The 14,434-nt window shown below is 72.0% G+C and carries 15 protein-coding genes; 10 read left to right on the top strand and 5 right to left on the bottom strand.

The genetic code is table 11. The annotated features are described in order from the left end of the window. Nucleotides 1–14 precede the first annotated feature (14 nt). Together LUM46_RS21725 and LUM46_RS21720 are read right to left on the bottom strand one after the other, a co-directional pair. Nucleotides 15–2,519 carry a glycoside hydrolase family 2 protein gene (locus tag LUM46_RS21725; RefSeq protein WP_274996902.1) on the bottom strand — a complete coding sequence of 835 codons (2,505 nt, stop codon included), beginning with the start codon at nucleotides 2,517–2,519 and terminating at the stop codon, nucleotides 15–17. Between the two features lie 137 nt (nucleotides 2,520–2,656). Continuing rightward, on the bottom strand, nucleotides 2,657–3,259 hold the full coding sequence (locus LUM46_RS21720; RefSeq protein ID WP_274996900.1) for a pentapeptide repeat-containing protein: 603 nt from the start codon (nucleotides 3,257–3,259) through the stop codon (nucleotides 2,657–2,659). A 120-nt stretch (nucleotides 3,260–3,379) separates the two neighbouring features. On the opposite strand from LUM46_RS21720, the gene LUM46_RS21715 reads away from it, so the two are divergent. Then, on the top strand, nucleotides 3,380–4,102 hold the full coding sequence (locus tag LUM46_RS21715) for a spermidine synthase (RefSeq protein WP_274996898.1): 723 nt from the start codon (nucleotides 3,380–3,382) through the stop codon (nucleotides 4,100–4,102). 21 nt (nucleotides 4,103–4,123) lie between these two features. Here LUM46_RS21715 and msrA read toward each other — a convergent pair whose 3' ends face one another. After that, a complete protein-coding gene (gene msrA, locus LUM46_RS21710; RefSeq protein WP_274996896.1) occupies nucleotides 4,124–4,810 on the bottom strand; it encodes a peptide-methionine (S)-S-oxide reductase MsrA in 687 nt (228 codons plus the stop codon). A 146-nt stretch (nucleotides 4,811–4,956) separates the two neighbouring features. Between msrA and LUM46_RS21705 the strand changes: the two genes are divergently transcribed. The 6 genes from LUM46_RS21705 to LUM46_RS21680 all read left to right on the top strand — a co-directional run bounded on the left by LUM46_RS21705 (nucleotide 4,957) and on the right by LUM46_RS21680 (nucleotide 10,875). Then, nucleotides 4,957–5,736, top strand: coding sequence for a metallophosphoesterase family protein (locus LUM46_RS21705; protein ID WP_274996894.1), 780 nt, complete (start codon nucleotides 4,957–4,959; stop codon nucleotides 5,734–5,736). Nucleotides 5,737–5,746: 10 nt separating this feature from the next. Then, nucleotides 5,747–6,346: a YdeI/OmpD-associated family protein gene (locus LUM46_RS21700; protein ID WP_274996892.1), complete on the top strand. Its 600-nt coding sequence runs from the start codon at nucleotides 5,747–5,749 to the stop codon at nucleotides 6,344–6,346. A gap of 165 nt (nucleotides 6,347–6,511) precedes the next feature. After that, nucleotides 6,512–7,756, top strand: coding sequence for an AI-2E family transporter (locus LUM46_RS21695; protein ID WP_310243077.1), 1,245 nt, complete (start codon nucleotides 6,512–6,514; stop codon nucleotides 7,754–7,756). A gap of 29 nt (nucleotides 7,757–7,785) precedes the next feature. Continuing rightward, entirely contained in the window at nucleotides 7,786–9,045 is a 1,260-nt protein-coding gene (gene ilvA / locus LUM46_RS21690) for a threonine ammonia-lyase (protein WP_274996891.1), read from the top strand. Between the two features lie 106 nt (nucleotides 9,046–9,151). Next, nucleotides 9,152–9,511, top strand: coding sequence for a YciI family protein (locus LUM46_RS21685; protein WP_274996889.1), 360 nt, complete (start codon nucleotides 9,152–9,154; stop codon nucleotides 9,509–9,511). Continuing rightward, complete coding sequence (locus LUM46_RS21680; RefSeq protein ID WP_274996886.1) at nucleotides 9,508–10,875, top strand: RNA polymerase sigma factor; 1,368 nt, start codon at nucleotides 9,508–9,510, stop codon at nucleotides 10,873–10,875. The genes LUM46_RS21685 and LUM46_RS21680 overlap by 4 nt, the downstream gene beginning before the upstream one ends. Nucleotides 10,876–10,932: 57 nt before the next feature. Here LUM46_RS21680 and greA read toward each other — a convergent pair whose 3' ends face one another. Next, complete coding sequence (gene greA, locus LUM46_RS21675; protein ID WP_274996884.1) at nucleotides 10,933–11,415, bottom strand: transcription elongation factor GreA; 483 nt, start codon at nucleotides 11,413–11,415, stop codon at nucleotides 10,933–10,935. A 203-nt stretch (nucleotides 11,416–11,618) separates the two neighbouring features. Then, nucleotides 11,619–12,128: a DUF4307 domain-containing protein gene (locus tag LUM46_RS21670; protein WP_274996882.1), complete on the bottom strand. Its 510-nt coding sequence runs from the start codon at nucleotides 12,126–12,128 to the stop codon at nucleotides 11,619–11,621. 157 nt (nucleotides 12,129–12,285) lie between these two features. On the opposite strand from LUM46_RS21670, the gene mca reads away from it, so the two are divergent. The 3 genes from mca to LUM46_RS21655 are packed head-to-tail and all read left to right on the top strand — an operon-like array spanning nucleotide 12,286 to nucleotide 14,412. Then, the gene (mca, locus tag LUM46_RS21665) at nucleotides 12,286–13,173 is read left to right on the top strand and encodes a mycothiol conjugate amidase Mca (protein ID WP_274997154.1); all 888 of its coding nucleotides are present in this window, start codon (nucleotides 12,286–12,288) and stop codon (nucleotides 13,171–13,173) included. Continuing rightward, nucleotides 13,170–13,583, top strand: a complete 414-nt coding sequence (locus LUM46_RS21660) for a hypothetical protein (protein ID WP_274996880.1) — start codon at nucleotides 13,170–13,172, stop codon at nucleotides 13,581–13,583. The genes mca and LUM46_RS21660 overlap by 4 nt, the downstream gene beginning before the upstream one ends. Next, a complete protein-coding gene (locus LUM46_RS21655; protein ID WP_274996878.1) occupies nucleotides 13,576–14,412 on the top strand; it encodes a carbon-nitrogen hydrolase family protein in 837 nt (278 codons plus the stop codon). The genes LUM46_RS21660 and LUM46_RS21655 overlap by 8 nt, the downstream gene beginning before the upstream one ends. Nucleotides 14,413–14,434: the final 22 nt, after the last annotated feature.

The raw sequence follows: 14,434 nt of genomic DNA, 5'->3' as shown, positions 1-14,434 counted from the left end.
GAATCCGCCCGACCCTAGCCCGCCGTGCGGACCAGGTCGTTCTCCGTACGCAGCACCGGCCGGGCGACCAGCGCCTCCGGGTCGAGGCCGCGGCCCGTCACGTGGAACACCGCCGTCGTGCCCGCTGGAAGGTCGACGACCTGGTCGTCCACCTGGGCGTCCGGGTCGAGGCGGTCGGCCAGCAGCGTCACCCCGAGGGCCAGCGACGTCGCCGTCACGTCCACCCGGTAGCCGCCGTCCTCCTCGATCACGGTGGTCCGCACGGGGGCCGGGTCGAGGGCGAGGTCCTTGCTCTCCGCCCAGCGGTGCAGCCCGCGTGCCTCGCCGAGCGTGACGACCAGCACCTCGTTCGCCGGGTCGCCGACCGCTACCAGGTCTCCGGACAGCGGGACGTGGGCCACCGACCGCGGGCTGACCGTCACCGTCCCGGCCGCCGTGTCCGACGTCGCCAGCAGCTCGCCGCCCAGGGTCGTCCGGACCGCCTCGACCTGCCCGGTCCACGGCTCGTCGGTGTCGTTCACGAGCGCCGCCACGAGGTCGGCGCCGCGCGGCTGCACCGTCACCATCCGGTCCGCGAACGCGTGCTTCAGCGCGTACCAGAGGGGCTTGCGTCGGCCGTCGCCGTCGACGGCGGCCCAGGAGGTCACCGGCCAGCAGTCGTTGAGCTGCCAGACGATCGCGCCCGCGGTACGGGGCCACCACGACCGGTAGTGCTCCAGGGCGAACTGGAGGGCCCGCGCCTGGTTGAGCTGCGTGGCCCAGTGCCAGTCGGCGAAGTCCTCGGGGACGCCCAGGTGCGGGGCCAGGCCGCGGTCGAGCTTGCCGTTGCCGTCCAGCGCCTTCTGGTGCAGCAGGAAGACCTCGGACTCCTTGAACCCCGGCGGTACGTCAGCGCTGTCAGGAAGGACGGCACGCTGCATCGTCGCCCACGTCGCCGGGCCCTGGAAGCCGAACTCGGACGGGAACCGCGGCACGTCGTCGCGATAGTGCGTGTAGTCGACCCGGTTCCAGACGTCCCACTGGTGGTGGGTGCCGTGGTCCGGGTCGTTGGGGTGCGTCTCCTCGGGCGTGAAGCCGGGGGAGTAGGGCGACCCGTCCGAGTAGGCCCGGGTCGGGTCCACCTCGGCCAGGACCTTCGGGAAGAGCTCGTAGTAGTAGCCGGCGCCCCACGTGAGGTCGCCCAGCGGCTCCTTCCAGTCCCAGTCCTCGTGGCCCCAGATGTTCTCGTTGCCCCCGTTCCACAGCACGAGCGACGGGTGCGGTGCGAGGCGGGCGGCGTTCTCGCGCAGCTCTGCCTCGAGCTCGGCCCAGTGGGGCGCCTCCTCCGGGTAGGCGGCGCAGGCCAGCAGGACGTCCTGCCAGACCATGACGCCCTTCTCGTCGCAGACGTCGTAGAAGTCGTCGGACTCGTAGATGCCGCCGCCCCAGACCCGCAGCAGGTTGAGGTTGGCGCCGAGCGCCTGGTCGACGCGCTGTTCCAGACGCTCGCGGGTGATGCGGGTGAGCAGGTGGTCGTCGGGGATCCAGTTGGCTCCGCGGACGAACACCGGCTTGCCGTTGATGACGAACGTGAACGCCGTCCCGTGCTCGTCACGGTCGCGGTTCACCTCGACCGTGCGGAACGCCACCCGGCCGGACCACGAGTCCAGCGGGTTCGAGCGGTCCTCACCGTCGCCCTCGTAGAGGGTCACCACGATCGGGTACAGCGGCTGCGCGCCGTGTCCGGCCGGCCACCAGAGGTCGGCGTCGGGCACCTCGACCTGGACGTCCATGGACCCGCCGGACCAGCCTGCCGATATCTCGGTGGCCACGCCGCGGTCACCGACCGAGACGTCGACGACGAGCTGTCCGACGTCGGACAGGCCGGACGTCTCGACCTCCAGGCGGACATCGACCAGCCCGGTGCCGTCGTCGGACACGGTGGCCAGGGGGACCACCTGTGCGAGGCGTGCCACCCGCCAGCGCTGCACCCGTACGGGCTTCCACAGGCCGGCGGTCTGCAGGTCGGGGCCCCAGTCCCAGCCGAAGGAGCACGCCATCTTGCGGACCATGTTGAACGGCTGGTCGTACGCCATGGGCCGGGTCCCGATGCGGTTCGCCTCGGCCTCGGCGGTCTCGAGCGCGGAGTCGAGGTCGACGACCAGGTCGGCCGGTGCACCGACGAACGACCGGACGTCGTACCGGTAGGACCGGTGCATGTTGGCCGTGCGGCCCAGCCCGGTGCCGCCCAGCGAGATGCCGGCGACCGTGTCGACCCCTTCGAAGAGCAGGTCGACACGCTCGTCGGGGGCCGCGGCGGGCTCGTCGAGGACCGTCGCGTACCGCCAGGTGGCCCGCTTCATCCAGGCGAGCGACGTCTCGTTGGTGCCGAGGTACGGATCAGGGATGAGGCCGCGGTCCAGGAGCGCCGTGTGGTTGGTGCCCGGGACGGTCGCGGGGACCTCGACCCCGGCGAGGTCTGCGGGGACGGGGCCACCAGTGGCCGTCAGGTTCCAGTCGGTCAGTTCGCGGCTGATCATCATCGATCCTCGTCCCTCGAGGGCGTGAGCCCAGTACGTGTGCGAGCGGACCCGAGCATAGGGCCGTGCGCCGGGTCCGATCGAACCGATATCACCAGCCGAGGTATCACCAGCCGGAGCGGCAGCGCCGCCGGCCCTCAGTCCGGCCGGACCACCAGGCCGAGCGTCTCGGCGAGCATGATCGCCTGCGCCTCGCCGACCACCGCGCCGGTCAGCCTCGCCGAGAGCGGGTCCAGCGTCGACAGGTCGCTGCCGCGCAGGTCGGCGTTGGTCAGGTCGGCCTGTTCCAGATCCGCCCCGGACAGGTCGCAGCCGACGAGCACCGCTCCGGACGCCTTGATCCCGGCCAGGTCGGCCTCGCGGAAGCGGACGCCGTCGAACTCCGCGCCGGCCAGCGCCGCGCGGTGCAGGTCGGTGAAGGACCAGTTGCCGCCGGTGACCTTGAGCAGGTCGAACCGGCAGTCGGCGAACTGGGAGCCGACGAGCTTGCAGCGCTCCAGCTTCGCGTCGAAGAACACGCACGCGTCGAACACGCACGACGTGAAGGCGAGCTCCGTGAGGTGGGCGCTGTTGAAGCGCACGCCCCGGAACACGCACGAGTCGAAGGTCGCGCCGGTCCCCGTGGCCTCCGTCAGATCGACGTCGGCGAACAGGGTGGCCGTGTGGTCCTCACCGGACAGGTCACGGCCGTACCAGTCCTCGCCGGTCACGGAGGTCTCGGTCGGGGGCATTCGAATCATGCTGCGGACAGTAGTCGGACCCCCTGACAGTCCGCCGGGCAGGAGACCTGACCGAGTCGGTATGTTGGCCGGGCGACCCACCCGGACCGTGGTTCATGACGCTGGAGGAGAGGAAACGCCTTGAAGGCTCGCTTCGAGGAGCTCGACTGGCAGCGCACGCCGCTGGGCGAGATCAGCCTCCGTCGTCGGTACGACCCCGCGGCTGCCGCCGAGGTGTACGAGGTTCGTCTCGGCGACGAGTACCTGATGTCGAGCCTGTTCACGGTCGCGGAGAAGGCGCTCGCGACGCTGGCGCTGGACACCGTCGACCGGGACCCTGTGCGCGTGCTTGTCGGCGGCCTGGGCCTCGGCTACACCGCGCACACGGCACTGGCCGATGCCCGGGTCGCCGATCTGACGGTCGTCGAGGCCGCGGAGCCGGTCCTTGGCTGGCACCGACGCGAGCTGCTGCCCGAGACCCGGGGACTCGCCGGTGATCCGCGGTGCCGCCTCGTCCACGACGACTTCTTCCGGCTGGTCCGAGACGAGCCTGAGAGCCGCTACGACGCGATCCTGCTCGACATCGACCACACCCCACGCCACGTGCTGCACCCGAGCCACGCGGCCTTTTACACGGTCCAGGGTGTCCGTCAGCTGTCCCGGCACCTGACCGACGGCGGCGTCTTCGCGCTGTGGTCGGACGACCCGCCCGATGCCGCCTTCGAGGACGCGCTCGGACAGGTCTTCGCCACGACGTGGGCGCACGTCGTCGCGTTCGCGAATCCCGTCACGGGTGGGGAGTCGAGCAACACGGTCTACGTCGCCACCGGGTCGACGGGCAGCTCACCCCCGCAGGAGGCCTGACCTCCTGCGGGGAGCCGGCCGTCAGGCGGCGTCGGGGAACGGGACGCCGGTCGTCGCGTGGCAGCGGTAGCCGTTCGGGTTCTTGGCGTCGGACAGGTACTGCTGGTGGTAGTCCTCGGCGTAGTAGAACGGTCCGGCCTCGGCGGCCGGGGCGATCTCCGTGGTGATCGCGTCGTACCCCTTGGCGCTGAGCACCTCGGCGTAGCGCTGCGCGGTCTCCTTGGCGGCCGCTGCCTGCTCCGGCGACGTCCAGTAGATCGCCGAGCGGTACTGCGTGCCGACGTCGTTGCCCTGGCGGAAGCCCTGCGTCGGGTCGTGCCGCTCCCAGAAGATCTTGAGCAGCTCGGCCTCGGTCACCTTGGTGGGGTCGTACCCGACCAGCGCCGTCTCCGTGTGGCCGGTCCGGGCGCTGCAGACCTCCTCGTACGTCGGGTTCGGCGTGGTCCCACCCATGTAGCCGACGGCGGTGCTCACCACACCGGGGACCTGCCAGTAGATCTCCTCGGCGCCCCAGAAACAGCCCATCGCCAGGTACAGCACCCGTGTGCCGGGCTCCCACGGACCGGTGATCGACGAGCCGAGGACCGTGTGCGGGCGTGGGTTCTGGAGCAGCGGCGCGGAGCGGCCGGGCAGGGCGTCCTCGGGCGCGACCATCGTGGTCTTCGTGGAGCCGGAACCAGGGCCGAAGAGGGAGTTCAAGAACGTCATCAGGCGCACATCCTTAAGGGTCTGCTTCGTGCGGTAGCACGTTTGCCTATCCCAACACGGACCGACGTGGAGGTGTTCCGGCGCTGCCGTTCTGCCAGCGGCAGACCCTGGTGGCGGCGCGAGCCGGTTCACGCCAAGGTCGAGGCATGAGCAGCGAGGTCGGTTCCGTAGCGGTCCTGTCGGACGTCCACGGGGTGCTTCCCGTGCTGGAGGCGGTGCTCGCGGAGCCCGATGTGGTGGCCGCCGACCGTGTCGTCGTGACCGGCGACCACGCCGCCGGGCCACAGCCCGTCGCCGTGCTGGACCGCCTGCGGTCCCTGGGCGAGCGGGCACTGCTGGTGCGCGGCAACGCGGACCGCGAGCTGGTCGCGCTCGCGCGCGGCGGCGGCACCGACATCCCCGATCCGGTGGCCCCGTGGGCGGCGTCCCAGCTGCGCGCCGACGACGTCGCGCTGCTCGCCGGCCTGCCGCACCCGGCCGAGCTGACGGTGCGCGGGTTCGGCCGTGTCGTGTTCTGTCACGCCACGCCGCGGGACGACGAGGAGGTGGTGCTCGTCCACTCCTCCCTGGAGCGCTGGGCCGAGGTGCTCGGTGGGCTCGACGCCGACGTGGGGACGGTCGTGATGGGCCACACCCACATGCCGTTCGTGCGCCTCGTCGACCGGCGCCTGTGCGTCAACCCCGGCAGCATCGGCATGCCCTACGGTCGCGCGGGCGGTTCGTGGGTGCTCCTGCGGGACGGGCAGGTCGAGCTGCGGCACACGCCCGTCGACGTCGAGGTGGCGGTCGCCTCGATCGCGACGGCGAGCACCTATCCCGGCGCGGGGGAGTGGGCGCGGGAGTACGTGACCTCGGCCAACAGCGACGCCGACGCGCTGCGGGCGTTCGGGCCGAGGGACGGGCGGCATGTCAGTGGTTCGGCGTAGCGTCCTCCCCATGGCTGAGACCGATCCCGAGCTCCTGATCCCGGACGTCGCGGCGTGGCGGGCCTGGCTCGACGAGAACGAGTCGACGGCGAACGGCGTCTGGCTGATCCTCGCGAGGAAGGGCAAGGACTCTCCGACCACGCTGACCCGCGACCAGGCGCTCGACGAGGCGCTGTGCAGCGGCTGGATCGACGCCCAGGCGCGCAGTCGCGACGACACGACCACCCTGCAGCGGTACTGCCCCCGCCGGCCGCGCAGCCGGTGGTCCGCGCGGAACGTCCGCATCGTGGAGCGCCTGATCGCCGAGGGGCGGATACGTCCCCGGGGTCAGGAGGAGATCGACAAGGCGAGAGCCGACGGGCGCTGGGAAGCCGCCTACGAGGTCAACAGCAACTTCGAGGTGCCGCCCGACCTCGCAGAGGCGCTCGCGGCGAGCCCGCGTGCCGCGGCGATGTTCGAGATCCTCACCGCCCAGAACCGGTTCGCGATCCTGTTCCGGGTCACCAGCGGCAAGAAGGCGGAGACCCGCGCCCGCAACGTCACCAAGTTCGTCGAGATGCTGGAGCGCGGCGAGACGGTGTACCCGCAGAAGCGGAAGCTGGAGGCCTGACCTCGGCTGCCGGGACGGCTCGCGAGAGCGGCACCCGCGCCGCGTTCGAGACATGTCGGACCCGTGAGCGGGCGGTGCACTTTTGGTGCGGCGCGTGAGCAGGCCAGCGGCGTGCCGGTGTGCTCCCCTAGGGTCGTATCCGTGTCGCAGACCGAGGAGACAAGCGTGACGTCCAGCCAGACCACCGCGCCGCCGACCGACGAGTCAGGTGCGGTCCCGCCAACGATCCGGGCCGCTGCCTCCTGGTCGTGGCGGATGCTCCTCATCGGCGCGTTCGTCGCCGCCGCGCTCTGGCTCCTCACGCTCCTGAAGTCGATCGTGATCCCGGTGGCGGTCGCGCTGCTGCTCACCATCATGCTGACGCCGGTGCGCCGCCTGCTGAACGAGCGGCTGCGCCTGCCGCGCGGGTTGTCCGCCGGGCTCTCCCTGGTCGGCCTGATCGTGGTGGTCGCCGGCCTGATCACCCTGGCCGGCCAGTCGATCGCGAACGGGTTCGCCGACCTGACGGCGCAGGCCATCAGCGGCTTCAACGAGCTCTGGACGCAGCTCTCGTCGCAGTTCGGGCTCGAGGAGCAGCTGCAGAGCTACAGCCAGGACATCCTCGACCAGCTCGAGGCGCAGCAGGCCGCGATCGTGAGCGGCGCCCTGGGTGCCGCCGCCACCGCGGGCAGCGTGCTGGTCGGCGCGCTGATCGCGCTGTTCTGCACGTTCTTCTTCCTGCACGACCCGCGAGGCATCTGGACGTGGATCGTCGGCCTGCTGCCGCGGTCCTCCCGGGAGCGGGTCAACCAGGCCGGTCGCCGCGGCGCCGTCACGCTCGCCGCCTACACCCGCACCCAGATCCTCGTCGCCGCCGTGGACGCGGTCGGTATCGGGATCGGCGCCGTGTTCTTCGTGCCGTCGCTCGCCCTGCCGATCAGCATCCTCGTGTTCGTCGGTTCGTTCGTGCCGGTGGTCGGTGCCATCGTCACGGGAGCCATCGCCGTCGTCGTGGTGCTCGTGTCGAACGGCTGGGTGGCCGCCCTCATCATGCTCGGTGTGGTGCTGCTGGTGCAGCAGATCGAGTCGCACGCGCTGCAGCCGTTCCTCATGGGTCAGGCCGTCTCGCTGCACCCCGTCGCCGTGATCCTCGCCGTGGCCGCCGGGTCGTACGCCGCCGGCATCGTCGGCGCCCTGTTCGCGGTGCCGCTCGCGGCCGTGCTGAACACCGTGATCCTCTACCTCAACGGGCACGACAAGTTCCCGGAGCTCGGGGACGAGGACGCGCTCCCGATCCGGTGGCGTGCCGCCGACGCGCCACCGATCCCGCTCCGGCTGCGCCGTACGCCCGGCGTGGTGGCCGAAGCCGCGGTCACGGACGTCGGCGTCGCCGAGGACCGCGATCCTTCAGAGGGCGATCAGAAGCACTGAACGTGCATCCGAGGGCGTAGTCGGGCAACATGCGCGCTGTGCCCTTGGATCCGTTCGACCTGGAGTCCTACGGCGGCCACCTCACGGTGACCGCCGACGACGCCCGCGCCGCCGCAGAGATGCTCGACGGCGTCATCACCCGTACGCCCATCACCGAGAGCCGCGCGCTGTCCACCATCGCCGGTACAAAGGTGCTGCTCAAGTGCGAGAACCTGCAGCGTGCCGGCTCGTTCAAGGTGCGCGGCGCGTACGTGCGGCTCGCACGCCTGTCGGCCGCTGAGCGCGAGCGCGGAGTCGTCGCGGCCTCGGCCGGGAACCACGCGCAAGGCGTGGCGGTCGCCGCAGGCATGCTGGGGATCGACACCGTCGTCTACATGCCGGTCGACGCGGCGCTGCCCAAGGTCGCCGCGACCCGCGGGTACGGGGCGGAGGTGCGGATGGTGGGCTCGTCGGTGGACGAGGCGCTCGCCGCCGCACGTGTCGAGGCCGCCCGCTCCGGCCGGGTGCTCATCCACCCGTTCGACCATGTGGACGTCGTGGCGGGCCAGGGCACCATCGCCCTGGAGATCCTCGAGCAGGTGCCGGACGTCGGCACCGTCGTCGTGCCGCTGGGCGGTGGCGGCCTGGTGGCCGGGATCGCCGCCGTGCTGGCCGAGACGGCACCGCACGTGAAGGTGGTGGGCGTGCAGGCGGCGTCGGCCGCGGCCTACCCGGGCTCCCTGAAGGCCGGCAAGCCGCTGGCGGGCACGCTCGGCTCCACCATGGCTGACGGTATCGCCGTGGGGCTGCCGGGCGACGTGCCGTTCGGGATCGTGCAGAAGGAGGGCGTCGAGGTCCGGACCGTCACCGAGGGCCAGCTCTCGCGGGCTCTGCTCGCGGTGCTCGAGCGCTCGAAGCTGATGGTCGAGCCGGCCGGCGCGGCCGCCGTCGCCGGCATCATGTCCGCCGGCCCCGGAGCGTTCAAGGGGCCGGTCGTCGCTGTGCTGTCGGGCGGGAACATCGACCCCTTGGTGCTGCTGCGCGTGGTGCAGCACGGCCTGGTCGCGGCCGGCCGGTACCTGAAGCTGCAGGTGCGGCTGATGGACAAGCCCGGTGCGCTCGCCCGGCTCGTGGAGACGATCGCCGCGGCGGGGGCCAACATCGTGGCCGTCGACCACACACGGACCGACGTCTCGCTGGCGGTGTCCGAGGTGCGGGTCAACCTGCAGCTCGAGACCAAGGGCACCGAGCACCGGGCCGCTGTCGTCGAGCGGCTGGAGTCCGAGGGCTACGAGGTCGTCGCGAACTGAGTGTCGTGCGGGTGTCGTGCGGGCGCGTTCCCGTTCGTCGTCGGAGTGACGCGGCCGCCCGGTCGCGGGACCATGACCCGGGGGCTGCCCCGGAAGGGAGCACACCATGCGCTATCTCATGCTCGTCCTGTCCACACCCGACGCACCTGCGTCCACGGAGAACGTGCCCGACATCGAGGACTGGGTGCGGGACATCTACGGCACGGGACGGGCGGTCATCGGCGACCGGCTGCGCCCGCCTGCCGACGCCGTCGGCGTGCAGGTCCGTACCGGCGAGGTGGTCGTCACCGACGGCCCGTTCACCGAGACCAAAGAGGTGATCGCAGGTTTCGACGTCCTGGAGGCGCCGGACCTCGACGAGGCCATCCGGATCGCGGCCGCCCACCCGATGGCACACACCGGGGCGATCGAGCTGCGCCCGTTCTGGCCGCTCGACCTCGATGAGGGCGCCGAGGCCGAGGGGTGACCGACGTCGGGCAGGCGGTCACCACCGCGTTCCGCGAGGAGTGGGGCCGCGTGCTCGCAGCCGTCGCCCGCAGCACCGGTGACCTCGCCCTCGCGGAGGACTGCGCGCAGGAGGCGTTCGCGGTCGCGCTGCGGACCTGGGAGCGGGACGGCGTGCCCGTACGTCCCGGGGCGTGGCTGACCACCACCGCGCGCAACCGCGCGCTGGACCGGCTGCGCCGTCGCAAGGTCGAGACGGAGAAGGTGGCGGTCGCGGCGCGACTGACCGAGCGGCTCGCCCCGGCTGCCGGCGATCCCGGGGCCGACGCCGTGGACGGCGCCGTCGGCCCCGGTGACGGCTGGGCCGCCGTCGGGACGCAGGACCCCGACGGCGACCTGCTGCGCCTCGTCTTCACCTGCTGTCACCCCGCGCTGCCGCTGGAGGGCCGGGTCGCGCTCACGCTCCGGTCCCTCACCGGCATGACGACGGCGCAGGTCGCGCGAGCGTTCCTGGTGCCCGAGACGACGATGGCCCAGCGCCTGACCCGGGCCAAGCGCAAGATCCGGACTGCAGGCATCGCGTTCCGGGTGCCGCCGCCCGAGCTGCTGCACGAGCGCGTCTCGGCGGTCCTGGCCGTGCTGTACGTCCTGTTCACCGAGGGCTACGACGCCTGGGCGGAGCCCGCCGACGACGTCGCCGGGGCCGCGGCTCGCCGTGCCCTGGCCGACGACGCGGTCCGCGTCGCCCGGCTCGTCGCGCGCCTCCTGCCCGACGAGCCGGAGGCACGCGGGCTGCTCGCCCTGCTGCTGCTCCAGCACGCACGGCGCCGGGCACGGGAGGGTGCCGAGACCGAGGTGGCGCCGCGCACGCTCGAGGAACAGGACAGGTCACTGTGGCGGCTCGACGAGATCGCCGAGGGACTGGCGGTGCTCGACGACGCGCTCGCAACACGCCGTGCCGGGCCGTACCAGGTGCAGGCGGCGATCGCGGCGCTGCACGCCCGGGCGGAGTCGGCCGACGCCACGGACTGGGCCGAGATCGAAGCCCTCTACGACGTGCTGGCGGGTATGACGCGCTCGCCGGTGGTGGCGCTCAACCGGGCGGTGGCGGTGGGGATGTCACGCGGGCCCGACGCGGGCCTGGCCGTGCTCGACGACGTCGCGTCAGCACCCGAGCTGGCGGCGTACCACCTGCTCCCTGCGTCGCGGGCGGACCTGCTGCGGCGCGCGGGCCGGCCGGCCGAGGCCGCGGTGGAGTACCGGCGTGCGCTCGAGCAGGTGGACCGGGAGGGCGACCGCAGGTTCCTGCAGCGCCGGCTCGCGGAGCTCGGGCATGCCGACGGGCCTGCCGGACACTCCGGTCACCTGGGTGAACCGGCCGTCTGACAGGCCCGTCGTTCTGCGCTGCGATCAGGCTCTCCGGGCACGGCCCGAGCCTGCGGCTCAGCCCTGGAAGGGCTTCGCCCCCGTGATCTCCACGGGGATGTCGCGCCCGTTCGGCGCGTGGTAGGTCGTCTTCGTGCCGATCGACTTGCCGTCGATCGCTGCGCCCAGCGGCGACGTCGGCGAGTAGACGTCGAGCTCCGTGGACCCCGCCATCTCGCGCGAGCCGAAAAGGAAGTTCATCTCGTCGCCGGCGACGATCGCGGTCACGACCATGCCCGGCTCGACCTTGCCGTCGTCCGCGGGGGTGCCGACCTGGACGTTACGGAGCTTCTCGGTGAGCTCAAGGATCCGCGCCTCGTTCTTCCCCTGCTCCTCGCGCGCGGCGTGGTACCCGCCGTTCTCCTTGAGGTCGCCCTCGTCGCGGGCAGCCGCGATGCGCTCGGTGATCTCCGCCCGGTGAGGGCCGGAGAGATACTCCAGCTCAGCCTTGAGCTTGTCGTGCGCCTCCTGGGTGAGCCAGGTGACAGAAGCGTCGGCCACGGGGGCTCTCCTTTCGTCGTTGCTCGATCGAGCCACAGTTACGACAGCGCGCGGTCCCGGCCGACGGAACGGATCGGGCACGCGCGCCAGCCGGTCAACACAGCGTGTGAAACGACGAGAATACCAATTCCCGGGAAAGACTTGCCAAGACAATCCCTGTTTCCGCTCTGAGCGGACGACGTACTTGTTCGGGGAGCTCGGTCTCAGCGCAGCTCACAGTGGTCGACGACACCGGTCGTCGCGAGCTCCGTCGTGGCGACGGTCACCGTGTGGCGTGTCGTGCGCGCCGCGTCCGGGCCCACCTCGACGTCGACCGCGCCGACCTCCGCGAAGCTCGGGCTCAGCGCGGTCACCGTGCACACGACCTCGGTCCCCGGCGGCTTGCTCACCTCGAACGTGACGTCCGTCGCTTCGGCGCTCGTCACCGAGAACCCGACGTCGGTGAAGGTCACGGGATCGCGCTGGGTGTCGGCGATCGTGAACCACGCGGCGATCGCGACGCCGGCGGCCAGCGCAGCGGCGACCGCGATCCGGGCGCCCACCGAGAGCTTCGGACGAGGTCGGACGCCGTCCGCCTCGTCCCACGGGTCGCCCTCGCCGGGCTGTGCCGCTGCCTGCTGCGACCCGGGCCGGGCGCGGCCGTAGCGCTCGGCGAGGCTCGGTGCCGGCACGGGCTCGGTGCCGGTCGGGGCGGCGGGGTCTGGGTCGGTCATCACAGCTCGCTCGGTTCGGGGTGTCAGTGGTTCGTAGCAAGATTGTCCCTGGACCATCATGGTCCATGTGAGTGATTGTCCCAGTAGTCATCCCACGCAGCCTCATCCCACACAGGAGGACCCAGTGTCCGTACCCGAGCGCGAGCCGCTCCGTCTGATGGCGGTGCACGCGCACCCGGACGACGAGTCGAGCAAGGGGGCCGCGACGATGGCCCGCTACGCCGCCGAGGGGGTGGAGGTCCTCGTCGTGACGTGCACCGGGGGCGAACGGGGCGACATCCTGAACCCGTCGTTCGAGGTGCCCGCGGGCCACGAGTTCGACTCGGTCGAGGGCCGCCGCGCGGTGCGCCGGCGGGAGATGGCCCAGGCGGCCGAGGCGCTGGGGGTGCGTCAGCAGTGGCTGGGCTTCGTGGACTCGGGTCTGCCCGAGGGCGACCCGCTGCCCCCGCTCCCCGAGGGCTGCTTCGCGCTGGTCCCGCTGGAGGAGGCCGCGGCGCCGCTGGTCCAGGCGGTCCGCGCGTTCCGCCCGCACGTGATCACCACGTACGACCCGTCGGGTGGCTACCCGCACCCCGACCACATCAAGTGCCACGAGGTGTCGTTCGAGGCGTTCGCCGCGGCGGGCGACCCGGACCGCTACCCCGGTACGGGGGAGCCGTGGGAGCCGCTCAAGCTCTACTACAACCATGGCTTCTCGATGAAGCGCATCCGCGCGGTGCACGAGGCGATGGAGGGCGCAGGCCTCGAGTCACCCTTCGGTGACTGGGTCGAGTCGCGCGACGCCCGCGAGATCCCGGAGCGCCAGGTGACCACCCTGGTCCCGGTCGCCGACTACTTCTCGAACCGGGACGCCGCCCTGATGGCGCACGCCTCGCAGATCGACCCCCAGGGCTTCTTCTTCGCCGTGCCGCGCGACCTCGAGATCGACGTGTGGCCGTGGGACGAGTACGAGATCGCGGAGTCCCGTGTGCCGCTGCCCGAGCGCGCGACCGGCGAGTACGAGGAGGACCTGTTCGAGGGCGTCCGGTCGGAGGTCCCCGCATGAACCCGCTGGTAGCCGGCGCGATCGCTCTCACGTCCGACCCGTCACCGAACCCCACCGAGGGCACGCTCCGCCCCGGCCTGGAGGAGTGGCAGGTCTCGCCGGGGCTCATCGGCTTCGTCGTCACCTTCGCGCTGGCGCTCGCGTGCGTGCTGCTGTTCCTGAACATGAGCAAGCACCTGCGTCAGACAGGCCACAACGCCCGCCAGCAGGGTTTGCCGGTCCCGGCGCCGCAGGTCGTCAGCTTCCGCCGGTCGGACGCGGCAGGCGGCACGGCGCACGACGGCTCCAAGGAGCCCGACGACGCGAGTACCTCTGACGCGGTCGGCACCTCCGCGCCGACCGACGCCGGCAGCTCGTCGTCCGGCGGTAGTGGTTCCTCGGGCGGGGACAGCGGCGGCTCGGGTGACTGATCAGGCCGAGCGGGTCAGCGCAGCCGAAGCGGTCCGCGTGACGGTCGCCCAGGTGGCCGTCACCGACGACCACGGCGCCAACCGCCAGACCGTGCTCGACGCGTTCCAGGTGGCGGCGCGGGCCAAGGCCGACCTCCTCGTACTGCCGGAGTACGCCTCCGGCTACGACCCGCACGGCGTCGGGCCGGAGCACGCGGAGCCGCTCGACGGACCGTTCGTCACGCTCTTGCGGGCCAGGGCGCGCAAGCATGAGCTCGCCGTGATCGCCGGCGTCACGCTGCCCGGCTCGGACGGGGTCCGCGCGGTGAACGCCCTGATCGTCGTCGACGGCGCCGGCGAGCTCGCGGGTGTCTACCGCAAGGTGCACCTGTACGACGCGTTCGGGTACCAGGAGTCGGACCTGCTCGAGCCGGGCCCCGCCGATGCGGAGCCGGTCACGCTGCGCCTGGGCGGGCTCACTTTCGGGGTGCTGACCTGCTACGACCTACGGTTCCCGGAGTCGGCCCGCCGTGTGGTCGACGCCGGCGCCGACGTGCTCGTCTACCCGGCCGCCTGGGTCGCAGGCCCGCTCAAGGCCGACCACTGGCGCACGCTGCTCCGGGCGCGGGCGATCGAGAACACCGCGGTGGTGATCGGCGTCGGCATGACGGGAAAGGGCGTCACGGGGCGCACGCTCCTCGTCGGGCCGGACGGAGCCGTGGGTCTGGAGATGGGTGAGGAGCAGGCGTACCGCACCGTCGACCTGGACCCCGCCCCGCTCGCAGCGGTCCGCCGGACGAACCCGTCGCTGGCGAACCGGCGCTACACGGTGGTGCCCACCGGCGCCTGAGCGCTCACAGGGCACCGCCGGG

This window comes from Promicromonospora iranensis (assembly GCF_028994805.1).
GTDB classification, from domain to species: domain Bacteria; phylum Actinomycetota; class Actinomycetes; order Actinomycetales; family Cellulomonadaceae; genus Promicromonospora; species Promicromonospora iranensis.
This window is presented reverse-complemented; position numbering and strand designations above follow the sequence as displayed.

Excerpts from the sequence above, each read along its gene's own strand:
- LUM46_RS21720 (WP_274996900.1), bottom strand. The coding sequence starts at position 3,259 with ATGATTCGAATGCCCCCGACCGAGACCTCCGTGACCGGCGAGGACTGG.
- ilvA (WP_274996891.1), top strand. The coding sequence starts at position 7,786 with ATGCGCGCTGTGCCCTTGGATCCGTTCGACCTGGAGTCCTACGGCGGC.
- LUM46_RS21700 (WP_274996892.1), top strand. The coding sequence starts at position 5,747 with ATGGCTGAGACCGATCCCGAGCTCCTGATCCCGGACGTCGCGGCGTGG.
- LUM46_RS21685 (WP_274996889.1), top strand. The coding sequence starts at position 9,152 with ATGCGCTATCTCATGCTCGTCCTGTCCACACCCGACGCACCTGCGTCC.
- LUM46_RS21725 (WP_274996902.1), bottom strand. The coding sequence starts at position 2,519 with ATGATCAGCCGCGAACTGACCGACTGGAACCTGACGGCCACTGGTGGC.
- LUM46_RS21660 (WP_274996880.1), top strand. The coding sequence starts at position 13,170 with ATGAACCCGCTGGTAGCCGGCGCGATCGCTCTCACGTCCGACCCGTCA.
- LUM46_RS21670 (WP_274996882.1), bottom strand. The coding sequence starts at position 12,128 with ATGACCGACCCAGACCCCGCCGCCCCGACCGGCACCGAGCCCGTGCCG.
- msrA (WP_274996896.1), bottom strand. The coding sequence starts at position 4,810 with ATGACGTTCTTGAACTCCCTCTTCGGCCCTGGTTCCGGCTCCACGAAG.
- LUM46_RS21705 (WP_274996894.1), top strand. The coding sequence starts at position 4,957 with ATGAGCAGCGAGGTCGGTTCCGTAGCGGTCCTGTCGGACGTCCACGGG.
- mca (WP_274997154.1), top strand. The coding sequence starts at position 12,286 with ATGGCGGTGCACGCGCACCCGGACGACGAGTCGAGCAAGGGGGCCGCG.